Annotated in this window: 23 protein-coding genes and 1 riboswitch; of the genes, 10 read left to right on the forward strand and 13 right to left on the reverse strand. The window is 40.6% G+C overall.

What is annotated here, in order from left to right; all coding sequences use genetic code 11:
* Nucleotides 1–8: 8 nt before the first annotated feature.
* Nucleotides 9–1,370, forward strand: a complete 1,362-nt coding sequence (locus B2X72_RS12050) for a RagB/SusD family nutrient uptake outer membrane protein (RefSeq protein WP_070567074.1) — start codon at nt 9–11, stop codon at nt 1,368–1,370.
* A gap of 76 nt (nt 1,371–1,446) precedes the next feature.
* Here B2X72_RS12050 and B2X72_RS12055 read toward each other — a convergent pair whose 3' ends face one another.
* The 4 genes from B2X72_RS12055 to B2X72_RS12070 all read right to left on the reverse strand — a co-directional run bounded on the left by B2X72_RS12055 (nt 1,447) and on the right by B2X72_RS12070 (nt 4,763).
* Complete coding sequence (locus B2X72_RS12055) at nt 1,447–1,812, reverse strand: hypothetical protein (RefSeq protein WP_139145023.1); 366 nt, start codon at nt 1,810–1,812, stop codon at nt 1,447–1,449.
* Nucleotides 1,813–1,838: 26 nt separating this feature from the next.
* Nucleotides 1,839–2,555: a MauE/DoxX family redox-associated membrane protein gene (locus tag B2X72_RS12060; RefSeq protein ID WP_175442016.1), complete on the reverse strand. Its 717-nt coding sequence runs from the start codon at nt 2,553–2,555 to the stop codon at nt 1,839–1,841.
* 427 nt (nt 2,556–2,982) lie between these two features.
* Nucleotides 2,983–4,071, reverse strand: a complete 1,089-nt coding sequence (locus B2X72_RS12065; RefSeq protein ID WP_070567065.1) for a hypothetical protein — start codon at nt 4,069–4,071, stop codon at nt 2,983–2,985.
* Nucleotides 4,068–4,763, reverse strand: a complete 696-nt coding sequence (locus B2X72_RS12070) for a hypothetical protein (RefSeq protein ID WP_145329640.1) — start codon at nt 4,761–4,763, stop codon at nt 4,068–4,070. The genes B2X72_RS12065 and B2X72_RS12070 overlap by 4 nt, the downstream gene beginning before the upstream one ends.
* A 316-nt stretch (nt 4,764–5,079) precedes the next feature.
* Here B2X72_RS12070 and B2X72_RS12075 point away from each other — a divergent pair, with 316 nt between their 5' ends.
* Both B2X72_RS12075 and B2X72_RS12080 read left to right on the forward strand, forming a co-directional pair.
* On the forward strand, nt 5,080–6,108 hold the full coding sequence (locus B2X72_RS12075) for a hypothetical protein (protein ID WP_070567060.1): 1,029 nt from the start codon (nt 5,080–5,082) through the stop codon (nt 6,106–6,108).
* A 31-nt stretch (nt 6,109–6,139) separates the two neighbouring features.
* Nucleotides 6,140–6,448: a hypothetical protein gene (locus B2X72_RS12080; RefSeq protein ID WP_070567057.1), complete on the forward strand. Its 309-nt coding sequence runs from the start codon at nt 6,140–6,142 to the stop codon at nt 6,446–6,448.
* 16 nt (nt 6,449–6,464) lie between these two features.
* Here B2X72_RS12080 and B2X72_RS12085 read toward each other — a convergent pair whose 3' ends face one another.
* Complete coding sequence (locus B2X72_RS12085; protein WP_115049991.1) at nt 6,465–7,091, reverse strand: DKNYY domain-containing protein; 627 nt, start codon at nt 7,089–7,091, stop codon at nt 6,465–6,467.
* Nucleotides 7,092–7,254: 163 nt separating this feature from the next.
* Here B2X72_RS12085 and B2X72_RS12090 point away from each other — a divergent pair, with 163 nt between their 5' ends.
* Nucleotides 7,255–7,560, forward strand: coding sequence for a hypothetical protein (locus B2X72_RS12090; protein ID WP_075993880.1), 306 nt, complete (start codon nt 7,255–7,257; stop codon nt 7,558–7,560).
* A 30-nt stretch (nt 7,561–7,590) separates the two neighbouring features.
* Here the strand turns inward: B2X72_RS12090 and B2X72_RS12095 are convergent, their stop codons facing one another.
* The gene (locus B2X72_RS12095) at nt 7,591–7,854 is read right to left on the reverse strand and encodes a 5-oxoprolinase (protein WP_070567048.1); all 264 of its coding nucleotides are present in this window, start codon (nt 7,852–7,854) and stop codon (nt 7,591–7,593) included.
* A gap of 67 nt (nt 7,855–7,921) precedes the next feature.
* A riboswitch (SAM-I-IV-variant riboswitch) is annotated at nt 7,922–8,015 on the reverse strand.
* 210 nt (nt 8,016–8,225) lie between these two features.
* Between B2X72_RS12095 and B2X72_RS12100 the strand changes: the two genes are divergently transcribed.
* The 4 genes from B2X72_RS12100 (at nt 8,226) to B2X72_RS12115 (ending at nt 13,176) form a co-directional block, all read left to right on the forward strand.
* Nucleotides 8,226–8,996 carry a DUF3050 domain-containing protein gene (locus tag B2X72_RS12100; protein ID WP_070567045.1) on the forward strand — a complete coding sequence of 257 codons (771 nt, stop codon included), beginning with the start codon at nt 8,226–8,228 and terminating at the stop codon, nt 8,994–8,996.
* Nucleotides 8,997–9,218: 222 nt separating this feature from the next.
* Complete coding sequence (locus B2X72_RS12105) at nt 9,219–10,538, forward strand: TolC family protein (protein ID WP_175442013.1); 1,320 nt, start codon at nt 9,219–9,221, stop codon at nt 10,536–10,538.
* Nucleotides 10,538–11,599 (forward strand): HlyD family secretion protein, encoded by a 1,062-nt coding sequence (locus B2X72_RS12110; protein WP_070567039.1) that lies wholly within the window; start codon nt 10,538–10,540, stop codon nt 11,597–11,599. The genes B2X72_RS12105 and B2X72_RS12110 overlap by 1 nt, the downstream gene beginning before the upstream one ends.
* Entirely contained in the window at nt 11,599–13,176 is a 1,578-nt protein-coding gene (locus B2X72_RS12115; protein ID WP_139145021.1) for a beta-carotene 15,15'-monooxygenase, read from the forward strand. Before B2X72_RS12110 ends, B2X72_RS12115 begins: the two co-directional genes overlap by 1 nt.
* Before the next feature lie 70 nt (nt 13,177–13,246).
* Here the strand turns inward: B2X72_RS12115 and B2X72_RS12120 are convergent, their stop codons facing one another.
* From B2X72_RS12120 to B2X72_RS12135, 4 genes are all read right to left on the reverse strand, one after another.
* Nucleotides 13,247–14,464 (reverse strand): HAMP domain-containing sensor histidine kinase, encoded by a 1,218-nt coding sequence (locus tag B2X72_RS12120; RefSeq protein ID WP_236560265.1) that lies wholly within the window; start codon nt 14,462–14,464, stop codon nt 13,247–13,249.
* 158 nt (nt 14,465–14,622) lie between these two features.
* On the reverse strand, nt 14,623–15,303 hold the full coding sequence (locus B2X72_RS12125; protein WP_070567033.1) for a response regulator transcription factor: 681 nt from the start codon (nt 15,301–15,303) through the stop codon (nt 14,623–14,625).
* 199 nt (nt 15,304–15,502) lie between these two features.
* Nucleotides 15,503–16,789: a sensor histidine kinase gene (locus B2X72_RS12130; RefSeq protein ID WP_070567030.1), complete on the reverse strand. Its 1,287-nt coding sequence runs from the start codon at nt 16,787–16,789 to the stop codon at nt 15,503–15,505.
* Nucleotides 16,790–16,798: 9 nt separating this feature from the next.
* A complete protein-coding gene (locus B2X72_RS12135; RefSeq protein ID WP_070567028.1) occupies nt 16,799–17,473 on the reverse strand; it encodes a response regulator transcription factor in 675 nt (224 codons plus the stop codon).
* A 166-nt stretch (nt 17,474–17,639) separates the two neighbouring features.
* Here B2X72_RS12135 and B2X72_RS12140 point away from each other — a divergent pair, with 166 nt between their 5' ends.
* On the forward strand, nt 17,640–18,164 hold the full coding sequence (locus tag B2X72_RS12140) for a DinB family protein (protein ID WP_286849711.1): 525 nt from the start codon (nt 17,640–17,642) through the stop codon (nt 18,162–18,164).
* A 144-nt stretch (nt 18,165–18,308) separates the two neighbouring features.
* On the opposite strand, the gene B2X72_RS12145 is transcribed toward B2X72_RS12140, so the two are convergent.
* Complete coding sequence (locus B2X72_RS12145) at nt 18,309–19,058, reverse strand: hypothetical protein (RefSeq protein WP_070567022.1); 750 nt, start codon at nt 19,056–19,058, stop codon at nt 18,309–18,311.
* 245 nt (nt 19,059–19,303) lie between these two features.
* Here B2X72_RS12145 and B2X72_RS12150 point away from each other — a divergent pair, with 245 nt between their 5' ends.
* Nucleotides 19,304–20,428 (forward strand): serine hydrolase domain-containing protein, encoded by a 1,125-nt coding sequence (locus tag B2X72_RS12150; RefSeq protein ID WP_083295997.1) that lies wholly within the window; start codon nt 19,304–19,306, stop codon nt 20,426–20,428.
* Nucleotides 20,429–20,509: 81 nt separating this feature from the next.
* Here the strand turns inward: B2X72_RS12150 and B2X72_RS12155 are convergent, their stop codons facing one another.
* On the reverse strand, nt 20,510–21,406 hold the full coding sequence (locus B2X72_RS12155) for a 3-hydroxyacyl-CoA dehydrogenase (protein WP_115050007.1): 897 nt from the start codon (nt 21,404–21,406) through the stop codon (nt 20,510–20,512).
* Nucleotides 21,407–21,470: 64 nt separating this feature from the next.
* A partial coding sequence (locus tag B2X72_RS12160) for an oleate hydratase (RefSeq protein WP_286849712.1) occupies nt 21,471–22,205 on the reverse strand: 735 nt, incomplete at its 5' end.

A 22,205-nucleotide genomic window follows, 5' to 3' on the forward strand; every position in this document is an offset into this window, starting at 1 on the left:
AAAAAATCATGAATATAAATGATAACCTAATCAAGATGTTGGCCGTTTTGCCGCTCTTGTTTTCTTTAATGTCATGTAGTAAGTTTTTAGAAGAGAAATCAAACTTTTCGCTTCAAAGTCCAAATACACTTGAAAGCCTACAAGGAATTTTGGATAATTCGATTGATATGAACATGAATGTTCCTGTGTTTGGTGATATTCATTCGGATGACTATTTCTTTACTGAAAAGGAATTTAATGCGGTGGATGATCAGTCCCGAGGATTTTATACTTGGGTAGGTTTTCCCTACAATTATCCCGATGATTGGGCGTTGATGTACGTCCCTGTTTATCAGGTTAACGTGGTGCTGGATGCATTGCCAAAGATTGAAGGGGTAAAAAGTGAAAAAGATAGGATAAAAGGAGCTGCACTGTTTTTTCGGGCTTATCAGTATCTGCAGGGAATGTGGATATTTGCCAAGCCCTGGGATCCGCAAACCTCAGATACTGATTTGGGAATTGTGTTGCGGCTGACCTCGGACCAGTCGGTACCTTCGAAACGCAGTACGGTATCAGCCTGTTACCGCCAGGTCATCGGGGATTTGGTAACAGCGGCAGGATTACTTCCTGATCTCGCTGAATCGCCTATGCGCCCCTCAAAAATAGCCTGCTATGGGGCATTGAGCAGAACTTATCTCTCTATTGGAAAGTACGATAGCGCATTTTATTATGCGGATAAGGTCTTAAAAGTTAAGAAAGACTTAATAGACTATAACGACTTTTCTTCCTCAGACCTATTGAAGCCTTATCCTTTATCTCGTTTGAATAAAGAGACGGTTTTTTATGCCCAGTTGACAACGTCGTATCCGAACCTCCATCCGAGTTATGGTCTGGTGGATACGATGCTGTATGCAAGTTATGCGGATAATGATATTCGGAAAATGCTGTTTTTTAAAGTTAGAAATGGGTACCGTAGTTTTAAAGGTAATTATACATCAGCTTTTAACCTATTCGGAGGTATGGCTACTGATGAGATGCTCTTGATACGGGCAGAGACCAGTATCCGACTGGGAAACGTCGAAAGTGGTTTGGATGACCTGAATACCTTACTGATGAAGCGAATTAAAAAGGGGAATTTCATCCCATACGTTGGATTTAATAAAGAGGACGCCCTCAAGTTGATAAAAAAAGAGCGGCGTAAAGAGCTGCTCATGCGTGGATTGCGATGGATGGATATAAAGCGTTACAACAAATATGATGGCGATAATATTAAGTTGATGCGGTATATAAGTGGAACCGAGTATGAGTTGGCACCGAATTCAAATCGATATGCTTTACCCTTGCCGACAGATATTATTCTTCTGACTGGGATGGAACAGAATCCCTTATAACATTTAATCGAATGCCCCGGAAGTTATCCCGGGGCATTCTTGCAGTATAAACATAGTTAAAACTGCATTTCCAAGCCTATAACTTATTAATTGGAGATATAGGTTGGCTACTAGGATTACTTGCCGCCGTATTTTTTGACGGAATGAATTGCGAACCAACTGCATTCGCATTCAGTGTAATCCTGCTCGGATTTAAAGAACGAGAACCAGGGGTACCCGTAAGATCAGAAGCGTCAGCCTCCATGGCGCATGCTGCATTATTTCCAGACCCGCAGTCTTCATCATTTGGCGTTTCGGTCCAAAGTGATTGATTTTGCACATCTGACGAAGAACTGGTGCTTCCATGGAAGTAGATAGTCACAGGATCTAATTTTTTTCCTGCATAAGCCTCAGCACCTTTAAATGCTGAGAATCCGATAATCATGGCTCCTCCTAATATCATGTAGCCATAATTGTTTAAAAATTTGGTTAGCATGTAGCTACCCTCCTTTCTGTCTTGCAAACCAATAATTGTTGAATAAGGTTGTTGGTCTGCAAACTTTTGGTAAATAATTGTCGGTACGGTCCTGTGTACCGATCGTATTTGGATGCCAGCAAACTTTTTATATTGCTGCTGGCGGTATTGGGGTCCCAGTAGTCGTAAATGCTGTCCGGTGTGTACCACATATCTTTTGACTTTGTGTAGTGGATATTCCAGTAGCTGATGGCTCCCATTGCCGGAAAGCCTACCAGGAATAATGCGATTGTTGTTCTGCCCGTCACAGTACGCTTGCTACATTTGATCACTGTACGGTGCAATAGCAATCCAATTATTGATAGGCCTAGGATAATGAGATTAAAGATCAAATGTGTTGTCCAGGAAATATTGCTGAGAAAGCTGGTACACATACAGGGTTTCTTGTCGTATACATGTAATACCCCCAGACCGATATAGATGCTAAAAACGATAATCAATAAGGTCGAAACTTTCCACCCCCAGGCAACTAGGCGTTGCGATGGCATGGCCAGCAATACGCCAACGCCGATTTCCATAAACGGAAGCAGCAAAAAAAGCACGGGAGCCAGATAACTGATTACCGGTTGCTGTTCAAGGGCAATCTTGAATGCCTCTAGCTGCCAGAGTTTTTCCATCCCCACATAGACCCAAAAAAGCACCATCGCTGCCCGAATGATCTTGTATATCATGTCTCTGGTTTTATTCCCTTCCATAACTTTAATTATTTGTATCATGGTATTTATTATTTCTTGTCCTCGTTTTATTATTTTTCGCCGTTTCAAAAACAGGGCGCCGTACCTGCCCCTCCATATACGGTACAGCGGCCTGCCTGAGCGTCAGCTTCTACTTTCTCGTACGCTGTAAAACAAAGGTAGTATGGAAAATAGGCCGGCGCAGGTGTAGCGAAATGGTTAATTTGGAAAGTGCACCTGCCTCTATTGGATTTAAATAACGACTGGGATGTAATGAAGATGTAGTATGCGAAAAAAAGATCCGCAGAGGATTCTTGGTAAAACGGTCAGTTTTCGCATAATTAGGACTGTTTTTGATGGGTAGAATGAACACGTTTAGGAGGTGTAGCGGTGGCATACCCCCTGTTTTTTAAATTTTTATGTTTTATTTATTTAATTCAGGAAACTGTCTATTCAGTTCGTCAAGCATCGTATTCAATACCTTGCGGATACGGAGCGCTGTATGAAATTCGGCACTTTTGTCCATTCGGATCAGGCTATGTGCCGAAAGTAAGGTGCCTTCCCGCGTTTTGACAAGCCTGGAAAATACTTCGGCAACTTCTTTTTTCTCCGAAGACCACATAATATTCGCTTTGACAATTATATGCATCCAAAGTTTGAGCTCTTTGCCATTAAAATTGCTTTGAATAAATTGTTGGGGATAATCCTGCATTGTTGCTGATGGAGAGATTTTTTCATCCTCCATGTACCCGCGCATCAACTTGAGCAAGCTCCTACGGTTGCTATCATATGCAAAGTCCGGGATACAGGAGAAGTGTTTGGGGAAGCGTAACAAGGCATCCATAAAGGATGGGTCTGAATTGTAAAGTTCTTTCCAGCGATTGAAGAAGCCCATGTGGTTAAAATTGAAATTGACCATCAGAATCAAAAAGCGGTAATGCCAGTTTTTACTCTGGCGCTTGTCTTCAGCCAATTGGCAAAGTGATTCGATCATTTTGGTTAGGTAGTCCTGATGTCGGTATTGAATATAGGGAATCTTGCCATTTTCAAATAGGCTGTCCATACCCGAAAGGATCTCGGTGAGATAGGCTTTAGGTATGCTTTTCTGAGCCAACTTATCCAGAATATAGGGCATATGTTCGTATACATATTCATGCAGCCTCAGATAATAATGCTCTGGCAGCGGCGTACAGGGATCAATATCTTTTTTAAAGAGCTGTTCGATTCGCTCAAGTAATTCTTCTAAGGCAAATAGCGCTGCAGAACTCACAATTTTACGCACGTTACAGAAGCTATACAACAAAGAGTGTAGCCGCAACAATTGAGTATGGTAGATTTGGATAGCCTGACGTGCATTATTTACCTGAATAATCTCCCGATGGGCTTGTAGTGCCAATGCAAAATTAGTATTGCAGGCCTCGGTGATCTCACCCAAATGGTTTGGAATATCTTTGTTATCAAGATAAACCAAGGCTTCTATGAGCGTTGTCAGCTTCTGTAAACTTACGATCATCTATACCTCCTTTTGATATCCTTATGGTACCATGGCCAGCCAAATCTCCCGGGATGCATCTGAAGTATGAGTGAATCTCCTTCATTGGTCTGTTCATGTAGTTGGGGATTGACATTAATCGAAACTTTTTCTTCCTCACCTTCATAATTGAACGAAAACCATAGTTCGTATAGGTCACAGCAAGCAGGGCATTTCTGGATAACAATGGCGGGTATGCGTACAGCTTTTGCATTTGGGATATGCTGGCAATTAGCCATGATCAGCAGCATACGGATATACCAGGTACATGCAATGATCATGATGGGAAATTGGATCCCATAAAGTTTGAAAAGGTCTGTCTTTCTCCAGAAAAACAGATGTGCCATTGCGCAGATGATAAAGGCTGTCGGTATGCCCTTTTTTACAGCTGTCCAAAAGGGTTGTGAGCTGATCAGCAGCTGGTAGGGAAGGCGGTCAAATAGTGCTATGCTGCTGACCTGAATACAGACAAAAAAGATAACGAAAAGCTGCATGACGCGTTCTTGGCCACGCATTTCCAGAAATGGGATAAGAATGATCATTGCCCCGATGCTATAGACGCGCTCGCTATGTGACCGGGCCCAGAAAATCCCATATAAGGTAATCAGTACAGCAATTGCAATAAATACATAATTGCGGCTAAATAGCAGTCTAAATTTCTTTATCGTCCTCATGATTTATGGTTTAATAATCAGTGAAGTTTTACGCTATAAATTTACCCACTATAGCATGAAATTTCAGTGAATATCCCAACCATTTCAATGAAGGTCAATTTTTTACAATGAGGGCTAATTTCTTGACAGCGAAATAGGATTTTCTAGCAACAAAGAATTAAATTTTTCATCCAGCAGGGGAATTATTTGAACCGTAAAACGATGCAAAAGCATTGATTTAAGTTAGTTGGACATCGTTTAATAAATAATTGGCTAAATTTATATAACAAAAATAAGTATGTAAATTTTAATAGCGTTATTAAAATGTCGTCTGTACATGAAAAGTTTTAGCAAAAATAGATATCAGGATAATAGAACATTGACGGTGCAGTATCCCGATGGGATCTGGCAGTTGATTGCATCTTTCATTTTTGGAGGATTCTGTTGGTATCTGGGCTATCGGGGCGCCTTGGCGGAATGGCTTTTAGACTGGCCGGTAACCTATAGCTATCTATTTTTTGTATTGATGGTAGCGATTATTTTCTTTTATATACGATTGGTTATCGTAATATTAGACAAAAAGCAGAACTGGCTGGTTAACCCCGAAAAACGCGCCGGTATGCAATTATTTTTTTGCTGCATACTTCCGACGCTTTTATTGTTCTGGATCATTGGCCCCGATCCACAGGCGAAGGATGAATGGCTGCTGTTTCCTTTAATGGTCATATTTAGCGGTATTCTGGTCCTGAACATGTCCTATACAGTTTATTTCTACGTCGCTGTTTACCACAGGCAAAAAATATTGATTTTAGAACAGAAAGAAACTATCCTGCAGCAGGAATCAAGAACGATAGATCTCCAGGAGCAGATTGAGCTGCTTTCTCCGGGCATCGAAGAGCTGAAAGAGATCCTGGAAACAGCAGGGGAAGATAGAGATGTGGATGCAATGGATGAAATAGACTTAGCTCTGTTAAGATCCATGGATCTGGAACAGGAAGTATTCCTGCTCAATAATAAAATCTTGTCCCAAAAGATATCCTATAAGGATATCGGGATTTTTACTTATAAAAATGGTATAGTCAGCCTTTATTTAAGAACTGCGATGGACGAAAATCTGACTTGTGGCGAGCAGCGCAGCTTAAAGGAAGTTGTCAATAGCACGAAGGGATTTGTACAAAAGATAGACCGGGATAAGGCTATACCTTTGGATATGATCCAAGCTTGCCTGCAACTGAAACGGGGCCGATTGCGTATCCTGCTCAAAATCCCTTTTGAGGGAAGGTATAATTTTGAGGTATCCGATAAAATTGCAAAACATATCAGAGAATGGGTCATGATGCAGGTGCCAATAGAAAAGGAGCAATAAAATTGAATAGATGAACTTTAATAGATAGATTATGGAAAAAGTAAGGGACAATACCTGGAAATGCCGAGCTACTGGTAAAGTTGGATTTCCTTCTTTAATTGAGGCGCAATGGGCAATGCTTCACTTTAAGTTCAGATCCCGGATGAAAAACAAACTGGATGGTAAACGTATCAAACACAGGATGGGTAAAGATGCCTGCAAAAGGGCTTATTATTGTAAGTTCTGTAAAGGTTACCATATTACCACTTGGGAAAAAGGTCACTTTAATAATTACAAGACCAAAGCCGAATCCTGGGAGATACCGAAAGGATTAGGAAATTGGAATTATTCAATAGAATAATCCCGTGGTCTATTTTCTATTCTAATTTTTTTCCTCTATAATATTCATTCCAGCTATCCTTCGCATAACCTTTGCCCAGATATTTAAATGTAAAAGCAGTTGCATCTTTTATCTCCTGACCAAAATAATAGACTTTCCAGCTATCTTTGCTGTATCCATCACCGAGAAGAACAAAGCTTTGGTCGGATACATCTTTTAGTCGATTGCCTCTATAATAGACATTCCAACTGTCTTTGGCATATCCTTCATCCAGTATTTTAAAGCTGGGCGCAGAGACATCTTTAATCTTAACGCCACGATAATAGGCATTCCAACTATCTTTGGCATATCCCCAACCAAGTGATTGGAAAGAATGTGGCGATACATCTTTAATCTTAACGCCACGATAATAGGCATTCCAGTTGTCTATTGCATAAGCATTGCCGAGGTCTTTGAAAGATCGTGCATCGACACCTTCGACCATCTTATCCCTGTAGAAGATCCGGTTGCCTATGTTGACATAATCGTTTTCTCTGTCATGTCGAAACGTCGTCTGAGACGTAGATCTTTTATTGTGACGACCTTGTTGAGCAATACTTTTCTCCAATATACATAGCAATGCAAAGGAAATAACAAGCATATTTTTTAAGTGGATAAAGGCCATAATGTATCTGTTTTATAATATGATATTTATATTGAATCCCTCCTTTATGACCAAGATAATTCACCGAAGGTTTAATCATTTTATCATTTTATTTCTCGTTATCCTTATCCGTTTCAAATGCAACTATTTTGGAATCCAAATATTTTTTTGTATATTGCTGGTTATGAGTTTTAAAGAAAAATTAGAGAACTGGCGCACGTCAATCAATCGCGCCGGTAGTGGTGAGGAATTGTATATTTTGCTTTTGAACTATAAAAGGTTTATCAACAAAAATTGGGTGGACGATTTTGGCGATCCGGGCAACTGGAAATCGGAATTAAATCAGGTCATCAGCAAAGTAAGAAACAAGGTGGATGTAGCAGATATCAGAGCCTGCCAAGATTTATCGTCCTATCAGGACGATGCCCGGCAGACCGCACATTCACTCAATCATACGTTAAAATATCATCACTCATTGACAAAAGGGTAGGCTAGGCCTACCTTTTTTTGCCGATAACGATTACTGTAAAGGAATCAGGACATTCTGTTCCAAGCGTACAGGGACATGCTTCACCGAGGTAAAACCGTCTTCCTTGGAAATGATGTTGGAAAGATCCAATCCTCTTTTGGAGAACGTACTGATCAAAGCTGTTCTAAAGGTTGCCTTGGCTGAACCCCAGCCTTGTCCCAAAATGGTGTCATTGTTGAGCTGTATCAGTTCATCTGTTGAGTAATAACTGAATTTTTCCAGTAAGTGTTGGTAAAGATTTGTTGTAGTAGCCATACAATTTAAAAATTTAAAGGATTAAACCATAAACTGTATCCAGATCTTGTTGGGGAAAATAATCGTTCAGCGACGTTTATTTTGGTCGAAACCCGTATTAATTTACCACCGCGGTGCCTGCACTCGGTTGGTATTGCATCATGCAATTCTGAATACTCTACAAATATAGTAGATTATTTTTTATAATAAAAAATATTTTTGTTTTTAAGGGTAAATGGGCGTTAGCAACAGGAATACGGAGGTCAAAAGCGAGGCGCGTGGTTGGCTGTGATTTGGTTATGAAGCGGATAGCTGGGCGAAAAATTTATCATGTTACTGTAATCTCATCGAAAATACTTTTAAAAATAGAGATAAGACAATACTTTTGCGCCATGAATAGAATTGCGGAAATTAACGAATACATTGCTGCCGAACGCGAGGTATTATTGCAACACCCTTTATATCGTAAGATCAAAACGATCAAGAATCTACGTTCTTTTACAGAAGGGCATGTGTACGCTGTATGGGATTTTATGTCTTTACTAAAAGCTTTACAGATTAAATTGACCTGTACGACTTTACCTTGGTTTGCGAGTGAGCATCCATCAACACGCTATCTAATCAACGAAATTGTATTGGCTGAGGAGTCGGATGAATACATTGATGGCCGCCGTTTGAGCCATTTTGAGATGTATCTGGACGCCATGGATGCCATGGGTGCCGACCTTCATCTGGTCAACAAATTTATTGCTCAAGCCAAAAAATCGAGCAACATATTCGATGTCATTGCAACGACCACATTGGACAAGCGGATCAAAGACTTTTTGAATTTTACATTCGAAGTGATTGCTGAGGGCGAGGTGCATAAAATTGCTGCAGCATTTACATTTGGACGCGAAGATCTTATCCCGGGAATGTTTACCTCTATTTTGGAAGAAATTAAAACAAACTTTCCTACAGCCAATCTGGATAGCTTTATTTATTATTTTCAACGCCATATTGATCTTGACGGCGACGAGCATGGACCGTTGGCGATGCAGATGATCACAGATCTTGCGAAGGACGATGAGGTTAAATGGACGGAAATGAAAGAGATCAGTAAAGTTGCGCTACAAAAGAGAATCCAGTTGTGGAATGCAATAGAAGATTCCTTATACGGATAATCTATTATTATACCGTCGAGAAAGGCCTTTCAAATCATGATTTGAAAGGCCTTTTTTATGTGCTGTAAAAAAGGATATTGTAAGGACTTCTTGGCAGATATTGGTCTTTTTGTTTGAATTGATGAAAAAATGTCTTTTTTCCATAACATATTGGCGTTTGTGAAGAAATCCAAGTTCCAATAAGTGTCTAAGTTTGCAACGCAAAAAAATTACATAGCACACGTGAACTTTTTTCCTCCCTATTGGGCAAAAGGCATACTAACCATGGGATTGTTAGTATGCGCTATTTCGGACACCTTCGCCCTCGATTCTTTGCGTATGTCGCTGAAAGACATGATCGACAAAGCACTACAAAACAGTAAATACATCGAGCAGTCCTATTTGCAGCTCAAAGAAACTGAGGTGGCAGTACAGCAGCAACGCATGGAGTTGCTCCCTAAGATTTCCGCCAGAGCTTCTGCTAGTTATGCAAGTAATATGCCTGTATATGACCAGGGGCTTTTAAATAAACCTTCCCAGCATGATATCATTCATTACTTGTACGATAGCGGCCTGGATTTTTATCTGAACCTCTACAATGGGCATCGGGACCTAATGAAAATAGAGTCCAAAAAACTGGAAAATGAGCTGGCTAGAATCGATTGGAAGAATGCCGCAGCACAGACGAAATTGGAGGTTTGCAATCTTTTTTTGGATTTGGAACTGTCGTATAGTAACCGATCTTTAATCGAGCAGGATATTGCTGATCAACGGGTACAGCTCAAGGAGATTGAGCATCTGTATAAGGCGGGCGTGGTATTACACAGTGACGTCTTGCGTATTTCGTTGGAACTTTCGAAGCGGGAACTGTTGCTCGTGCAGATCGGTCATGATATTCAGGCTGCAAATCAGAAGCTGCAGCTAATTGGCGGTATTACAGCAGAGATTATCCCCTTGACCGAACCTTTTAAAGTGGAAAGCCCCAGCTATGAAGCGCTTGTTGCCGAAGCGCGAAGCCATGCTTTTTCCCTTCTAAAATCCGAACAGGAAGTTGTTTTGAAGAAATTGTCGGTCAAACAGGCGCGATCAAATTATCTTCCTGAGTTGGGTTTGACCAGCACATTTACCTTTGCCAATCCACAGGTCTTCTTGTATCCCTATAATCCCAGCTGGTATAATCTGAGTATCACAGGGCTCAAATTAAGCATACCGATCTCGGCTATCTATCTCAATAAAAACGTGGTGCGCGGAGCACAGATCGCATTGGATCGACAAGAGGTAAAACACCATCATGAAGAGGAGATTCTGGAAAATCAGCTGTTACAGGCCCTGTTGGATTATCAATTGGCTATTAAGCAGCAGGACGTCTGTCAAAACAATAAGGCGTTGGCGCAGGAAAATGCACGAATTATAAAAAACAGGTATTTTAAATCATCGGCTTTGATTACGGATCTATTGGATGCTGATATGCAATACCTAAAAACACTTTTTGATCTTGAAACCGCACATATTGCGATACAGAAACATTATTATTTTATCGAATTTTTGAAGGGTACTATCTAATGAAACCTAAATCACGAAGAACAGTTGTGGAGGCACAACTCACTCGAATCACCAACTGGTTGGCCGGAATTGTCTTGTTGGCCTTGTTGTTATGGGGCGCTCAAGCATTATGGATGCGACTGCGGTATACCTACACAAATGATGCACAGGTAACGCAGTATATCAATCCCATTGTTTCCCGGGTAGGAGGATATGTAGTTTCTGTGCATTATCACGATCATCAATTGGTTAAACGGGGTGATACCTTGTTGCTTATAGATAATAAGGAATATAAATATGAGGCTGATCAGGTAGCGGCATCCGTCAATAAGGAAGCTGCAGAGATCAATGTTCTTCATAGTCAAAAGGAAATTCTCCAGGCGGAACATGAATCTTTACGCACATCAATTGCTGCCGGGGAGGCTCGGGTAACCAAGCAACAGTTGGAATATGATCGATATAATTATTTGTTTCAGGAAAAGTCTGCAACGGCACAGCAACTGGAGGATGTAAAAGCGACGTTGGATGTGTATAAGAGTGAGCTGGCTTCGTTAAAGCATAAATTACAGGCTTCACAGGAGCGTGTGCATGATGTGGATATGAAAAAAGGTGTGGTTGATGCCGAACGTGTTCGTTTAACGGCAGCTGTCGGCCGCAAACGGCTTGATGTCGGCTATACCGTTATTCGCGCACCTTACGATGGACAGATTGGCAAACGCACGATTGAAAAAGGTCAAATGATAAGTGCTGGCGAAGTTTTGGGCTTTATCGTCAATAGAGAAACCCCAACCTGGGTAACCGCTAATTTTAAGGAAACACAACTCCGCTATTTGCATCTTGGCAATAGGGTTGAGGTGGTTGCTGATGCGTATCCGGATCAAAAATTTTATGGAAAAATTATTTCCATCTCCCCGGCTACTGGATCTGCATTCTCCCTTTTGCCGCCAGATAATGCAACGGGCAACTTTGTGAAGATTGTACAACGCGTACCTGTGCGCATTGAGCTGGATAAGCAAAAGGGAGCCCAACAGCTTCTTTCGGGAATGAATGTGAATGTATCGGTATCAAAAAAACAGAAATAGTGAAGGGAATTTTTAAAGAATGGGTGCCGGAGTGGTTGATCAAGCTTATCTTGTTTAGCAGTTTGATGCCCAGTATGGTCTTATTTTTCCTGCCGGGTGCAAATACAAATGTCACCGCTGGATTTTACGGTGCACAACCCAGTGATGTCCAGTTTCTGATCATTTTGTTTTATGCTGGTTTTGTTGGATTCTACGTTTTAGAACGGCGCTTTTTTTTATACTTTCCCATCAAGCAGTACTACATTATTTTTAATCTTCTACAGCTATTGAATTGCTTTTTGATGTACAGCATCACCGATATCAGCTGGGTATATGGCCTGCGCTTTTTCCAAGGGATGTTGTTTGCTTCTGCCGTAAACTTATCGATCTCCATGATATTCTCACGGTTGAAAAGCGATCGGGCTAAGGAAGTAAGTTATGCTGTCTTTTTTGGTATGTTACTCTGCAGCTCCCCATTTAATACTTTCGTCACGGCTGAATTTATCGATTCATTCAATTTTGATCAGCTCTATCTATACGCTGCCTTATCATTTGTACCGGGTTTATTGTTGATTATGCTGTCGATGCGCTCCATACGGCATATACGTCCTTACCCTTTGTTTTCATTAGACTGGGCAAGCTGCATTTTCTATAGTCTTGTGATCGTCAGTTTTGGCTATCTAATGGTGTATGGACAAGAAGTTTATTGGTTTAACGATCAGCATATGCTGATCATATTCGGGGTAGGTCTAACGTTGCTTATTCTTTTTATTGTTCGGCAAATGGTGCTCAGGCGTGTGTATGTTCATTTGGTGATTTTTAAAAACAGGAACTTTCTCTTGGGCTTATTGATTTTGTACATGATGTATATTGAGCGTTTCTCCTTGACCATCTCAAATCAATATCTCGTACAGGTTATTCAACTCGATCCTATTCATTTGTCCTATATCCAGTGGTTTAATATTGCTGGTATTGTCGCTGGTGTTCTAGGCTCATTGTATTGGATGCTTGGGCAACGCCCCGTAAAATGGATCTGGATTTCGGGCTATTGTTGCTTGCTGCTGTTTCACCAATGGATGTTTTTCTCCTTTGAGGGGCAGGGGAATGATGCGCATTTTTGGATACCCTTAGTTTTACATGGACTCGGAGTAGGGCTTATTATGGTACCCACCATTTTATTTTGTATTACCAGTGTCAGCCCGCAATTGGGGGCTTCTGCGGCTGCGGTCTGTCTTGCTATCCGATACCTGGGCTACACGAGCAGTATCGGTTTGCAGAATTTTTTCAAGTTGTTTGAATATGCCCAGCACCAGCAGGTTTTTAGGGACCAAACGGAAGTGGGCAATCCCTTATTTCGGGAGTACCTGCAGCAGGAATCTGTCAGCATTTTGCAGCATGGACTGCAGTATAAGGAACATACGGCAGCCTTAAAGCTCGTTGCTGAGCGGGTCAAGATCCAATCCTTTGTGCGCTATGCCATGGATTATTATGAGATCATGTCCATGATCAGTATCAGCATACTTTTGCTGATACTGATTTCGCCTTCCTTGAAAAGCATGTATAAAAAGTTGAGAAAAAACAGAATTTCTCCTGCTTAGCTGACAGTGCTACATTTTTCCTTTACCACAATATGCTGGTTAAGGAGACTTAAAAAAAAATAGCATGCTATCAGGATAGGGAACGATGTGAGATATCAATGCTAAAAACACTTCCAACGCCTTTTGCCGAGCGGACGGTGATCTCGCCTTGATGGAGAAGCACGATTTTTCGGGTAAGCGATAAACCAATACCATTTCCCTCGCTATAATCTTTGTTGCTTCCACGATAGAATGGTGTGAATATATTGGGCAGATCGACTGGGTCAATGCCTATTCCGTCATCTTTAAATTCCAGCTGAATTCTATTTTCATCCGCTTTGATAGCGATTAGGCATTTTTGATTGGGTGAAAATTTACAGGCATTTTCAATGAGGTTGACAAAGGCGACCTGCAATAGATACTCATTTGCATTGATGGATAGAAGTTTTTCATCTTCAATCGCCGGATCGACAAAAATGTCGAGTTTATAATTTGGACTTGACTGGAGAACCTGCTGGCATGCATCAATTAGTATTTCGTCTATACGTAAGGTTTTAAACGCGATTTCAGCACTGTCGTAACTTGCTTTGGCAAAATCAAGTAAGCTATTAAATAACTTCTTCAGTTTTTGGGCATCATTTAGCGTATTGTCGATGACAGTTTTATACTCCACTATGCTACGGTCCTTATTGGCAGAAATCTCGAGTTCTGCAATCATGGCGGCCAAGGGTGTTCTTAGCTCATGCGAGATATTGGAGACAAAATGCTTTTGGGCATCAAAGGAGTTCTCGAGGCGGTCGAGCATCGCATTGAATGTGCTGGCCAATTCGGAAAGCTCGTCTTTATTTCCGCTACTCGTAAGCCTGGCATCCAAACTTGTCGCAGAAATGGTTTTTACACGTTGTGTCATTTCCAGGATAGGTTGAAAGACCTTTTTGGAAAAGAATATTCCTGCTGCATAGATCAGAAATATAGACAAAATGAAAACCAAAAAAATGGTAGATAATAGACTATTCAGTTTATTGTAGCCGTATTGATCATAGGCTGCGGCTGTGATGATGTAAGTTTTGTCTTTATATGGAAAGGTTATGCCGATGACCTGCCATTTTTCCTGATAAAATCGTATCTCTTTATTTTTGAGAATATCCTGCAGCATGGCTGGTGTCTCTTTGACAAAGTCGATATCTACGGCATCATGATACAAGAGATCAAAACGGGTGTCGTAAATTGCAACCTCGACTTCGTTGAGGATTTTTCGGTTGTTGTGGTAGATATCTTCTAAGGTCTTTTTGTCGACTTTTGCATTCAAAAAAAGGTTTGCTTTGGTGTAAGCTTCTTTTTTCTATAGGGCGTAAAACTCTCTTTCCCGATTCTCCACCGCTGAAAAATATACTGTACAGGCAAATACCAGCAATATGGTGGCTGTAATCAGCGTGAATAATATGGAGATTCGTGTCCTGATCCGCATTAGTCCTGTTTTAGAATAAAGCCCATTCCGGATCTGGTATGGATATATCTGGTTGCAAAATCTTTGTCGATTTTTTTACGTAGATAGTTGATGTAAACATCAATGAAGTTGGTTCCGGTGTCGAAATGTGTTTCCCACACTTTTTCAGCAATTTCCATTCTGGAAAGGACACGCTCGGGATTTTGCAATAAATAATGGAGTAACTTGAACTCTTTGGGGGTCAAATGGATTTCGGTATTATTCCTTTTGACGCTTTTGGTATGGAGGTTCATTTCCAGGTCTCCATAACGCAAAATTGTTCCTGTGAGTGTATCTTGTTTTTGATATTTTTTGAGCAGGACTCTGATGCGGGCTAGGAGTTCGCGCATTTCAAAAGGTTTGACCAGATAGTCATCCGCTCCGGCGTCAAAACCCTCAATTTTATCGTCTGTAGTTCCTAATGCTGTTAACATGATAATGGGAACATCGGGTTTGATATGACGAATCTCTTTGCAGAGATCCAATCCATCCATCTTAGGGAGTACGATATCGGTTATGATAAGATCAAAGTCGTGTTGTAAGGCCATTTTCTTTCCAGATATGCCGTCGTAGGCAATAGCTGTTTGAAATTCATTTTCATCAAGTCCGCGTTTGATCAATCCTGCGACACGTACGTCATCTTCGACTAGGAGAATCTTCATATAAAGAAAAACGTTAAAAACTTCGATGAATCGAAATTTATCTATGATACCAAATCAGGGGCTATCCATGCATCGTCCCTACAAATGTATTAAACTAAGCTAAATTTACACGGATATGCAAATAAAACTTTCTACACGGTCCTGCGATGACATCACTTACCTAATGTCTGTTATTGATCGTAGGACTACTTTTGGAATTTTAAAAATGAATGGAAAAAATATGTTGATTATTTTCAAATTGATAATCAACAATCCAGCCTTGATACCGGGCGATTTCGGTAATAATTGCCAATCCTAAACCACTGCCTTGGCTGTTTTTCGAAAGTTTGGAAAACCGTTTGAATAAAAGTATTTTATCTAAGGGCATTGAACCGGGGTTATATACCGTTAAAGAAGTTTGATTGAGATGTACAGCAATTGTATCGTTGGCATTGCTGTAACGTATGGCGTTCAGGAGTAGGTTGTTGATCAGAATTTCGGTCAGACTGCTGTTTCCTGTCAGCAGCACCGATGGTTGGATCTCTTGTTGCAGTCGTAGCTGTTTTAGCTCCAGATGTTCTTGCATGACTTCAATACTTTGTGTAACAAGCGAGTCCATACTGATTTTTTCGGAATGATCGAATTGACTGTTGTCAATCTTGGCGAGCAGCAGCAGGTTGCGGTTGATTCGCGTGCTACGTGAAAGCGCTTTATGCATATCTTCAAAGAGCTGGTATTGCTCATCGCTTAGATCCGGGGACTGCAATAAGATATCTAACTTATTTTTTAGGATTGCCAAAGGTGTTTGCAATTCATGAGAAGCATTTTCAGTGAATTCCTTTTGTGATCGGTATACGGCCAGGTTTTTTTCAAGAAGCTTGGATAAGGATTGATTAAGCTCATGGAACTCTATGGTGTCCGTTTGCTGAAAGTCAACCTGTTGTTGACTATTGAGATTAAATGCCTTCAATTTATCAACGGTATCTCGAAATGGTTTCCAGAGCCTAAGTGATATTTTTCTGGAGATAATAAGTAAACCAATGACCAAGATAACAAAGAAAAACAAGGTTGTTGCGGCGATGGCGGCGATGGTTTCTACAGATTCTTCAATATTTGTTTGTACGGTAAAACGATAAGGCGCACCATTGATCTGAATAACAGATGATAGGCATCTAAATCGGTCAATTGTCTTTGGCTCGACAAAACGCTGCGGTTTTTCGATGGTATACACGCTATCTTGCAATAAATCGCCCGGCTTTACGCGATGTATATTGGTTTCAGGTTGTATGTTATTCCATAAAGCGATGCTGGCTTCGAGCTTGTCTTCGGAGAGTTTTAAACTGTTCAGTTCGTAGGTTGTTTTTTTGACGATAATTTCGTTATGTTCGTCTAATTCACTTTTCCATATCCCGTCGATTACAAAATAATAAACAGGAATACTGACACCTAGTACAATCAATACATAGAGTAGAAATGGGGTCGTTATTTTGCTCAGTAGGGGTTTCATCTCACTATTTTAATTTTCCCATTTGTAGCCCGTACCGTATACCGTTTTGATATAGGATTGACTTCCGGCGTCCTGTAGTTTCTTTTTTAAATTTTTGACATGAGCATAGACAAAGTCATGGTTATCGAGCATATCAGCAATGTCGCCGGACAAGTGTTCTGCTAAGGTACTTTTTGAAATTACTTTATTTTTGTTGCCGATAAAAAACATCAGCAGATCGAACTCTTTTTTGGTCAATACAACAGGAAGATCATTGACAATAACAGTTTTTGCCAGTAGATCAATCTGTATTTCATTTTGCACAACAATATTTGAGCTATTGAATTGTTTTCGACGGATCAAGGAATAGATTCGTGCTGTGAGTTCAGATAAATGGAAAGGTTTGGTCAGATAATCGTCGGCCCCCAGTTGTAGTCCATGGATTTTGTCGTCCAATGCATTTTTTGCAGAAATGATGATCACACCGTCCTGCTTTCGCTGCGTCTTCAACTCTTCGAGTAGTTTCAGACCATTTCCATCTGGTAGGCCGATATCCAGTAAGATACAGTCGTACTGGTATAACTGAATTTTGTCCAGAGCATCCTGCAAAGTTGGCGCAAATTCGCATAAATACTGTTGCTCGCTAAGGTATGTAGCGATGCTTTTGGCCAGCTCCAATTCGTCTTCTATGATCAAAATCTTCATGTGGTAAAGATAGAACTTCAATTTAGTAGAAATTTAGAATTTATTTCGCAATGATCTATCAATTTTGTTCATTTTTATTTCTTGTCCTACGACAAGTGTAATCGCTATTGAAACGTGTAATTTTAGTCTAAATCAGTTATTTAGTATTTAAAAAAATCAAAACGAAATGGATAAACCGAAATCATTAAAATTAGAAATCATCATTCCTGCTTATCGCATGCACAGTCAAATTTTTCTGAATGCGTTGGATGGCGTTTCGGAAGAAGATGCATTAAAACGAATTGATGGACAGACCAACCATATCGTATGGATGGCGGGTAATTTTGTAAATGTGCGTTATGCAATGGCACATGTTCTTGGGCTTCAGGAAAATGATCCTTACCATGAGCTATTTTTTATGGGAAAGACACTCGATGAAAGTAATCACTATCCCAGTGTGCAGGAATTAAAAGAAAATTTTAAAGCGATATCACCGAAAGTCTATGCTGCTTTGCTGCAAGTGGACGATACGCAGCTGGCTGAACTATTTAAGATTAATATGAATATCCCTTTTATTGAGGAGGACAAGCTAAATTTCATAGGGATGTGTATCGGACGGGAAGATTATCTGGCCGGTCAGATTGCCTTGATGCGAAGGTTGCTGCACTATCCAGGCATGAAATACGATATTGACGAAAAAATCCAGTACTAAAAGAAAAAATCCAGTACTAAAAATAGAGACTCAAGATCGGCCGCTGCTTAAAACGTTCGATCTTGAGTTTTTTAAGTATGGATCTAGCCGCATGATCTGTCTGCGCTGAAAAGTCAATACGTTGGTTATACCTAGAAATAAGGTTTACTCGCTACCTTTTATCGTCAATATAACACCTGAATATTTCTCGTGGTCTTTACCGATATAGAGCAGATCGACTTTTTTTGTCGCAGCATCCTCGAGCTGTTTTTTCAATAGATTTAAATCCATTTTTTCTGTTTTTTCCTGCCATTCATCGGTCGATTGGGGCCTGAACGAAGCAATGTTCTTCATGTCAAAAAGTGCCGAATTTGTGTCGAGCTGCTTTGAACGATGTATAAAAACAGTGTCGCCCACGATTTTATCTATTTTTATCCAACCTGCAGGAAGTCCATTTATACTGTTACCATCCTGATCGGTAAAAAAAGTAGCGCCATAAAGCTGGCCTGCCTTTAGTTGCTTCAAATTATCAATCATCTGACCAACTTCTTTTTCCCGTTGTTGATTTCCCAATTTATTCTTTACCCCATAAATGACTGCCCAGATAAGGATTGCCGCAGTGACAATTAGAAATCCTTTCCATAACTGAAAATAGGGGATGCTATACTGACTTTTGAACGCTTTGATCTCTGCTTTTAATTCATCTGAATAATTCCGTGCGTGAATCAATTTACCCTGTTCGTCGTAAAGTCTGGAAAGTTTGACAAATCCACCGCCAAAAGGTAGGCCTATAAACCGACGGGCTGGCGTAATAATCTGCAAGGTGAAATTTCTTGGCGCGTTTTCTTTTTTTAAGGTTGCGGTTACCGTTTTTTCTGCTAATACAAAGTCGTAGATACTGAAAATAAAAAACATAGTCTGTCGTGATTTTTTAATGAAGAACTGAGGGAAGGATTCCGGATCAGTTCGGCTTCATGAGAAATGAAGCATGAAAGCAAAATTAAAAGAAATAAATAAAAATCAATAAAAACACCCGCGCATTGCAAGAAAATTTCGATTTTTGAAGGGTACATTTTTGAAAAGCAATAAGATCAAATTGATTTAATACGCTGTGCCTTTCAGGAGGCTGACAATATAAACCGAAATGTACTGTATAAAATATGATAAACCTAAAACTGAGTTTTATTTTGATCTGTGTAACAAGTGTTGTTATGGGACAAAAAATGGATAAATCAAAATTGGATAGCACCATTGCAGGCTATTATAAGGACCCGGCAGCTCCGGGGATTAGCTGTGCAGTTAGCCAAAATGGTCGTCTTATTTATCGTTATGCAATTGGACGTGCAGATTTGAAGGAAAAGCGTGCAATCACATCCAGCTCACATTTTCGCCTGGCATCGGTAAGCAAACAGGTGACTGCACAGGCGATATATACCTTAGTGATTCAAAAGCGTTTAAAACTAGACGACCCATTGTCCCTTTTTTTTAAAGATCTGCCAGTCGCGCTGAAAGGTATTACTGTAGCACAGCTTCTGCAACATACATCCGGAATCTGGGACTATGAAGAGCTTATACCGAAAGAAAGGAAAGATCAGGTATCGGATAAGGATGTGCTGAAGTATATCCGGCAGACTGATCGTTTATATTTCCCTTCGGGAAGTCAATTTCGCTATAGCAATACAGGCTATTGTCTTTTATCGCTGATTGTCGAGCATGTTGCAAAAAAATCCTTTGCTTCCTTTGTCAAAAATCACTTGTTTGAACCCATAGGCATTAGCAAGGGATTGGTATATGAACCGGGCACGACGGTTGATGAACGAGTCTACGGTTATCATCCGACAGAAGGCTCCTACCTGTTTGCCGATCAGAGTGTGACAAGTGCGACACAGGGGAATGGGGGTGTTTATCTATCTGCGGATGAATATCATACATGGGCCAATTTTTTGGTAAAAGATCGGTTAATACAGCCGGGACTGGAGCAATTGTTCGATCAAATGGCCTACCCGGTAAAGGATGGAATAGCGTATCATTTCGGATGGTTTATTCAAAAAAATGCAGGCCATAAAATCCTGTTTCATTCAGGTGAATCTACCGGGTTTCATCATATCGTATATATCGATGTACAGAAAGACCTTGTGGTTTCACTTTTTAGCAATCGTGATGATTTGATGATCGGTGAAGCATTTGATGCCATCCTTAAAACAATGGGTATCAGCAAACCGGTATTGAATGGACAGCATCGTTCAACTTTTGCATGGTTGAACGGAGTATATGCAAATGAGTGAAAGAAGGAAGCGGATTGAAATAAGCATAAACACTAAATCGTCACCGCTCCACCTGCGACGATTTAGTGTTTATGAAGAGACCTACTTTAAAAAGTCGGGCGATTGATAGGCCGGATTGGGATAGGTATAGAACCCTTCCCCAGTAGCGACGCCCAATTTGTTTTTGTCTATAAAATGCTCTTTGAGATAGGCCACTGTTTTGATCTTTAAGGGATCATTTGTTGCATCGGCGCTCATTTTATTGATATTATAAGCTGTTGTGATGCCAACGATATCGAGTATGCCGAAGGGGCCTGTTGGCGCCCCAGTGGCAACCATCCAGGTTTTGTCGATCGTTTGGGCATCCGCCACTTCGTTGACCAAAAGATCTGTTGCCGCCGAAAGTAATGGGACAAGTAAGGAGTTTACAATATAGCCAGGCTGCTCCTTGTGCAGCGGGAGGGCAACCATGCCAATGGATTTTGCAAAGTTTACAACCTGCTCAAATACAGTTTTGTCTGTACCCGGATGGCCCATAATTTCTGCTGTATTGTGCTTCCAGATTTCATTGGCAAAATGTAGCGCCAGGAACTTCTCTGGACGGCCGGTTTCTTGGGCAAATTGACTTGGTAGCAAGGTTGAGGAGTTTGTGGCAAAAATGGTTTTCTCCGGAGCCACTTTCGCTAACTCCTGATAGAAGCCAATTTTAATGGCTGGGTTTTCGGGAACGGCTTCGATAAGAAGATCTGCGTTTGCTACCGCCGCGGCCAGATCTGAACTATAACTTAGCCTGTCAAAGGTTGAAGCCAGTTGTTCTTTACTCGCATGAAGATCTTTCTCGAATGCCTGCGCCAAAATATCAAATTTTGCTGCTGCTTTTTTTAATACATCGTCGTTGATGTCGTATACAGTGACATGATAGCCATGAAATGCTGTTTGGAAAGCGATTTGATAGCCTAAAACCCCACTGCCAGCTATCGTTATATTTTTAAAGTCCATGATGTTATTGTTTTTTCAATTCGTAAAAATCTGCGCCACGGAATCATGGCGCAGGTTGTGATCCCTATCCTTTAATTCCTTTTAACCAATCTTTGAATTTGGTGATCTGCTCTGTCAGGAAAGATTCATGGTCTTCTTGTTCCTCAGAACCGATAGGCAGGATATGTTCAAAATAAGTGCCTTTTAGCATTTTACGTAGTAAGCCTTCGCCCACAAATGGTTTGTCATCATTTAATGTTTTGGCTGCTTTCAAAAGATGGCGGATGTCGTATTGTAGGGGATTAATATCCGGAACCTGCTTGTTTAAGTTCAGCAGTTCGTATACCGCAATACGTGCGGTACGTACCGAGCTTTCCATGGTAAAGACAACGTCATTGTTGGTTTCGACAAACTGACCGATCAAGCCCAGGTTTTTACATCCTTCAGGTACGACTCTCGGACGGTCGCCTTTTGCTCTTGGCATAAACATCGAGGTGATGTAAGGCATAAATGTCGTACGTACAATCGTATTTTTGATAACATCGTCCAGTTGATCAATAATGCCCAAATGGTGACATAGTTCGGCTAAAATTTCATCTCCAGTACATTGTGGCATTGGCTTTTTGATGTAATTTCCTTCTTTATCCATAAATAAGGCATATACCCATAAGACAAGAACATCATCCGGTTGGCCAGGGAAATGTGGCTGTCTATTACAGGTGAAACTCATCAGCCAATCAGAATCGGTAATGGTAATAATACCGCCAGTGACTGTTTTGCCGGAATAAGGGTCATTGACAGAATATTCTTTTAGTTTTTC

Source organism: Sphingobacterium sp. UBA7253 (genome assembly GCF_002472745.1).
Classification (GTDB): domain Bacteria; phylum Bacteroidota; class Bacteroidia; order Sphingobacteriales; family Sphingobacteriaceae; genus Sphingobacterium; species Sphingobacterium siyangense.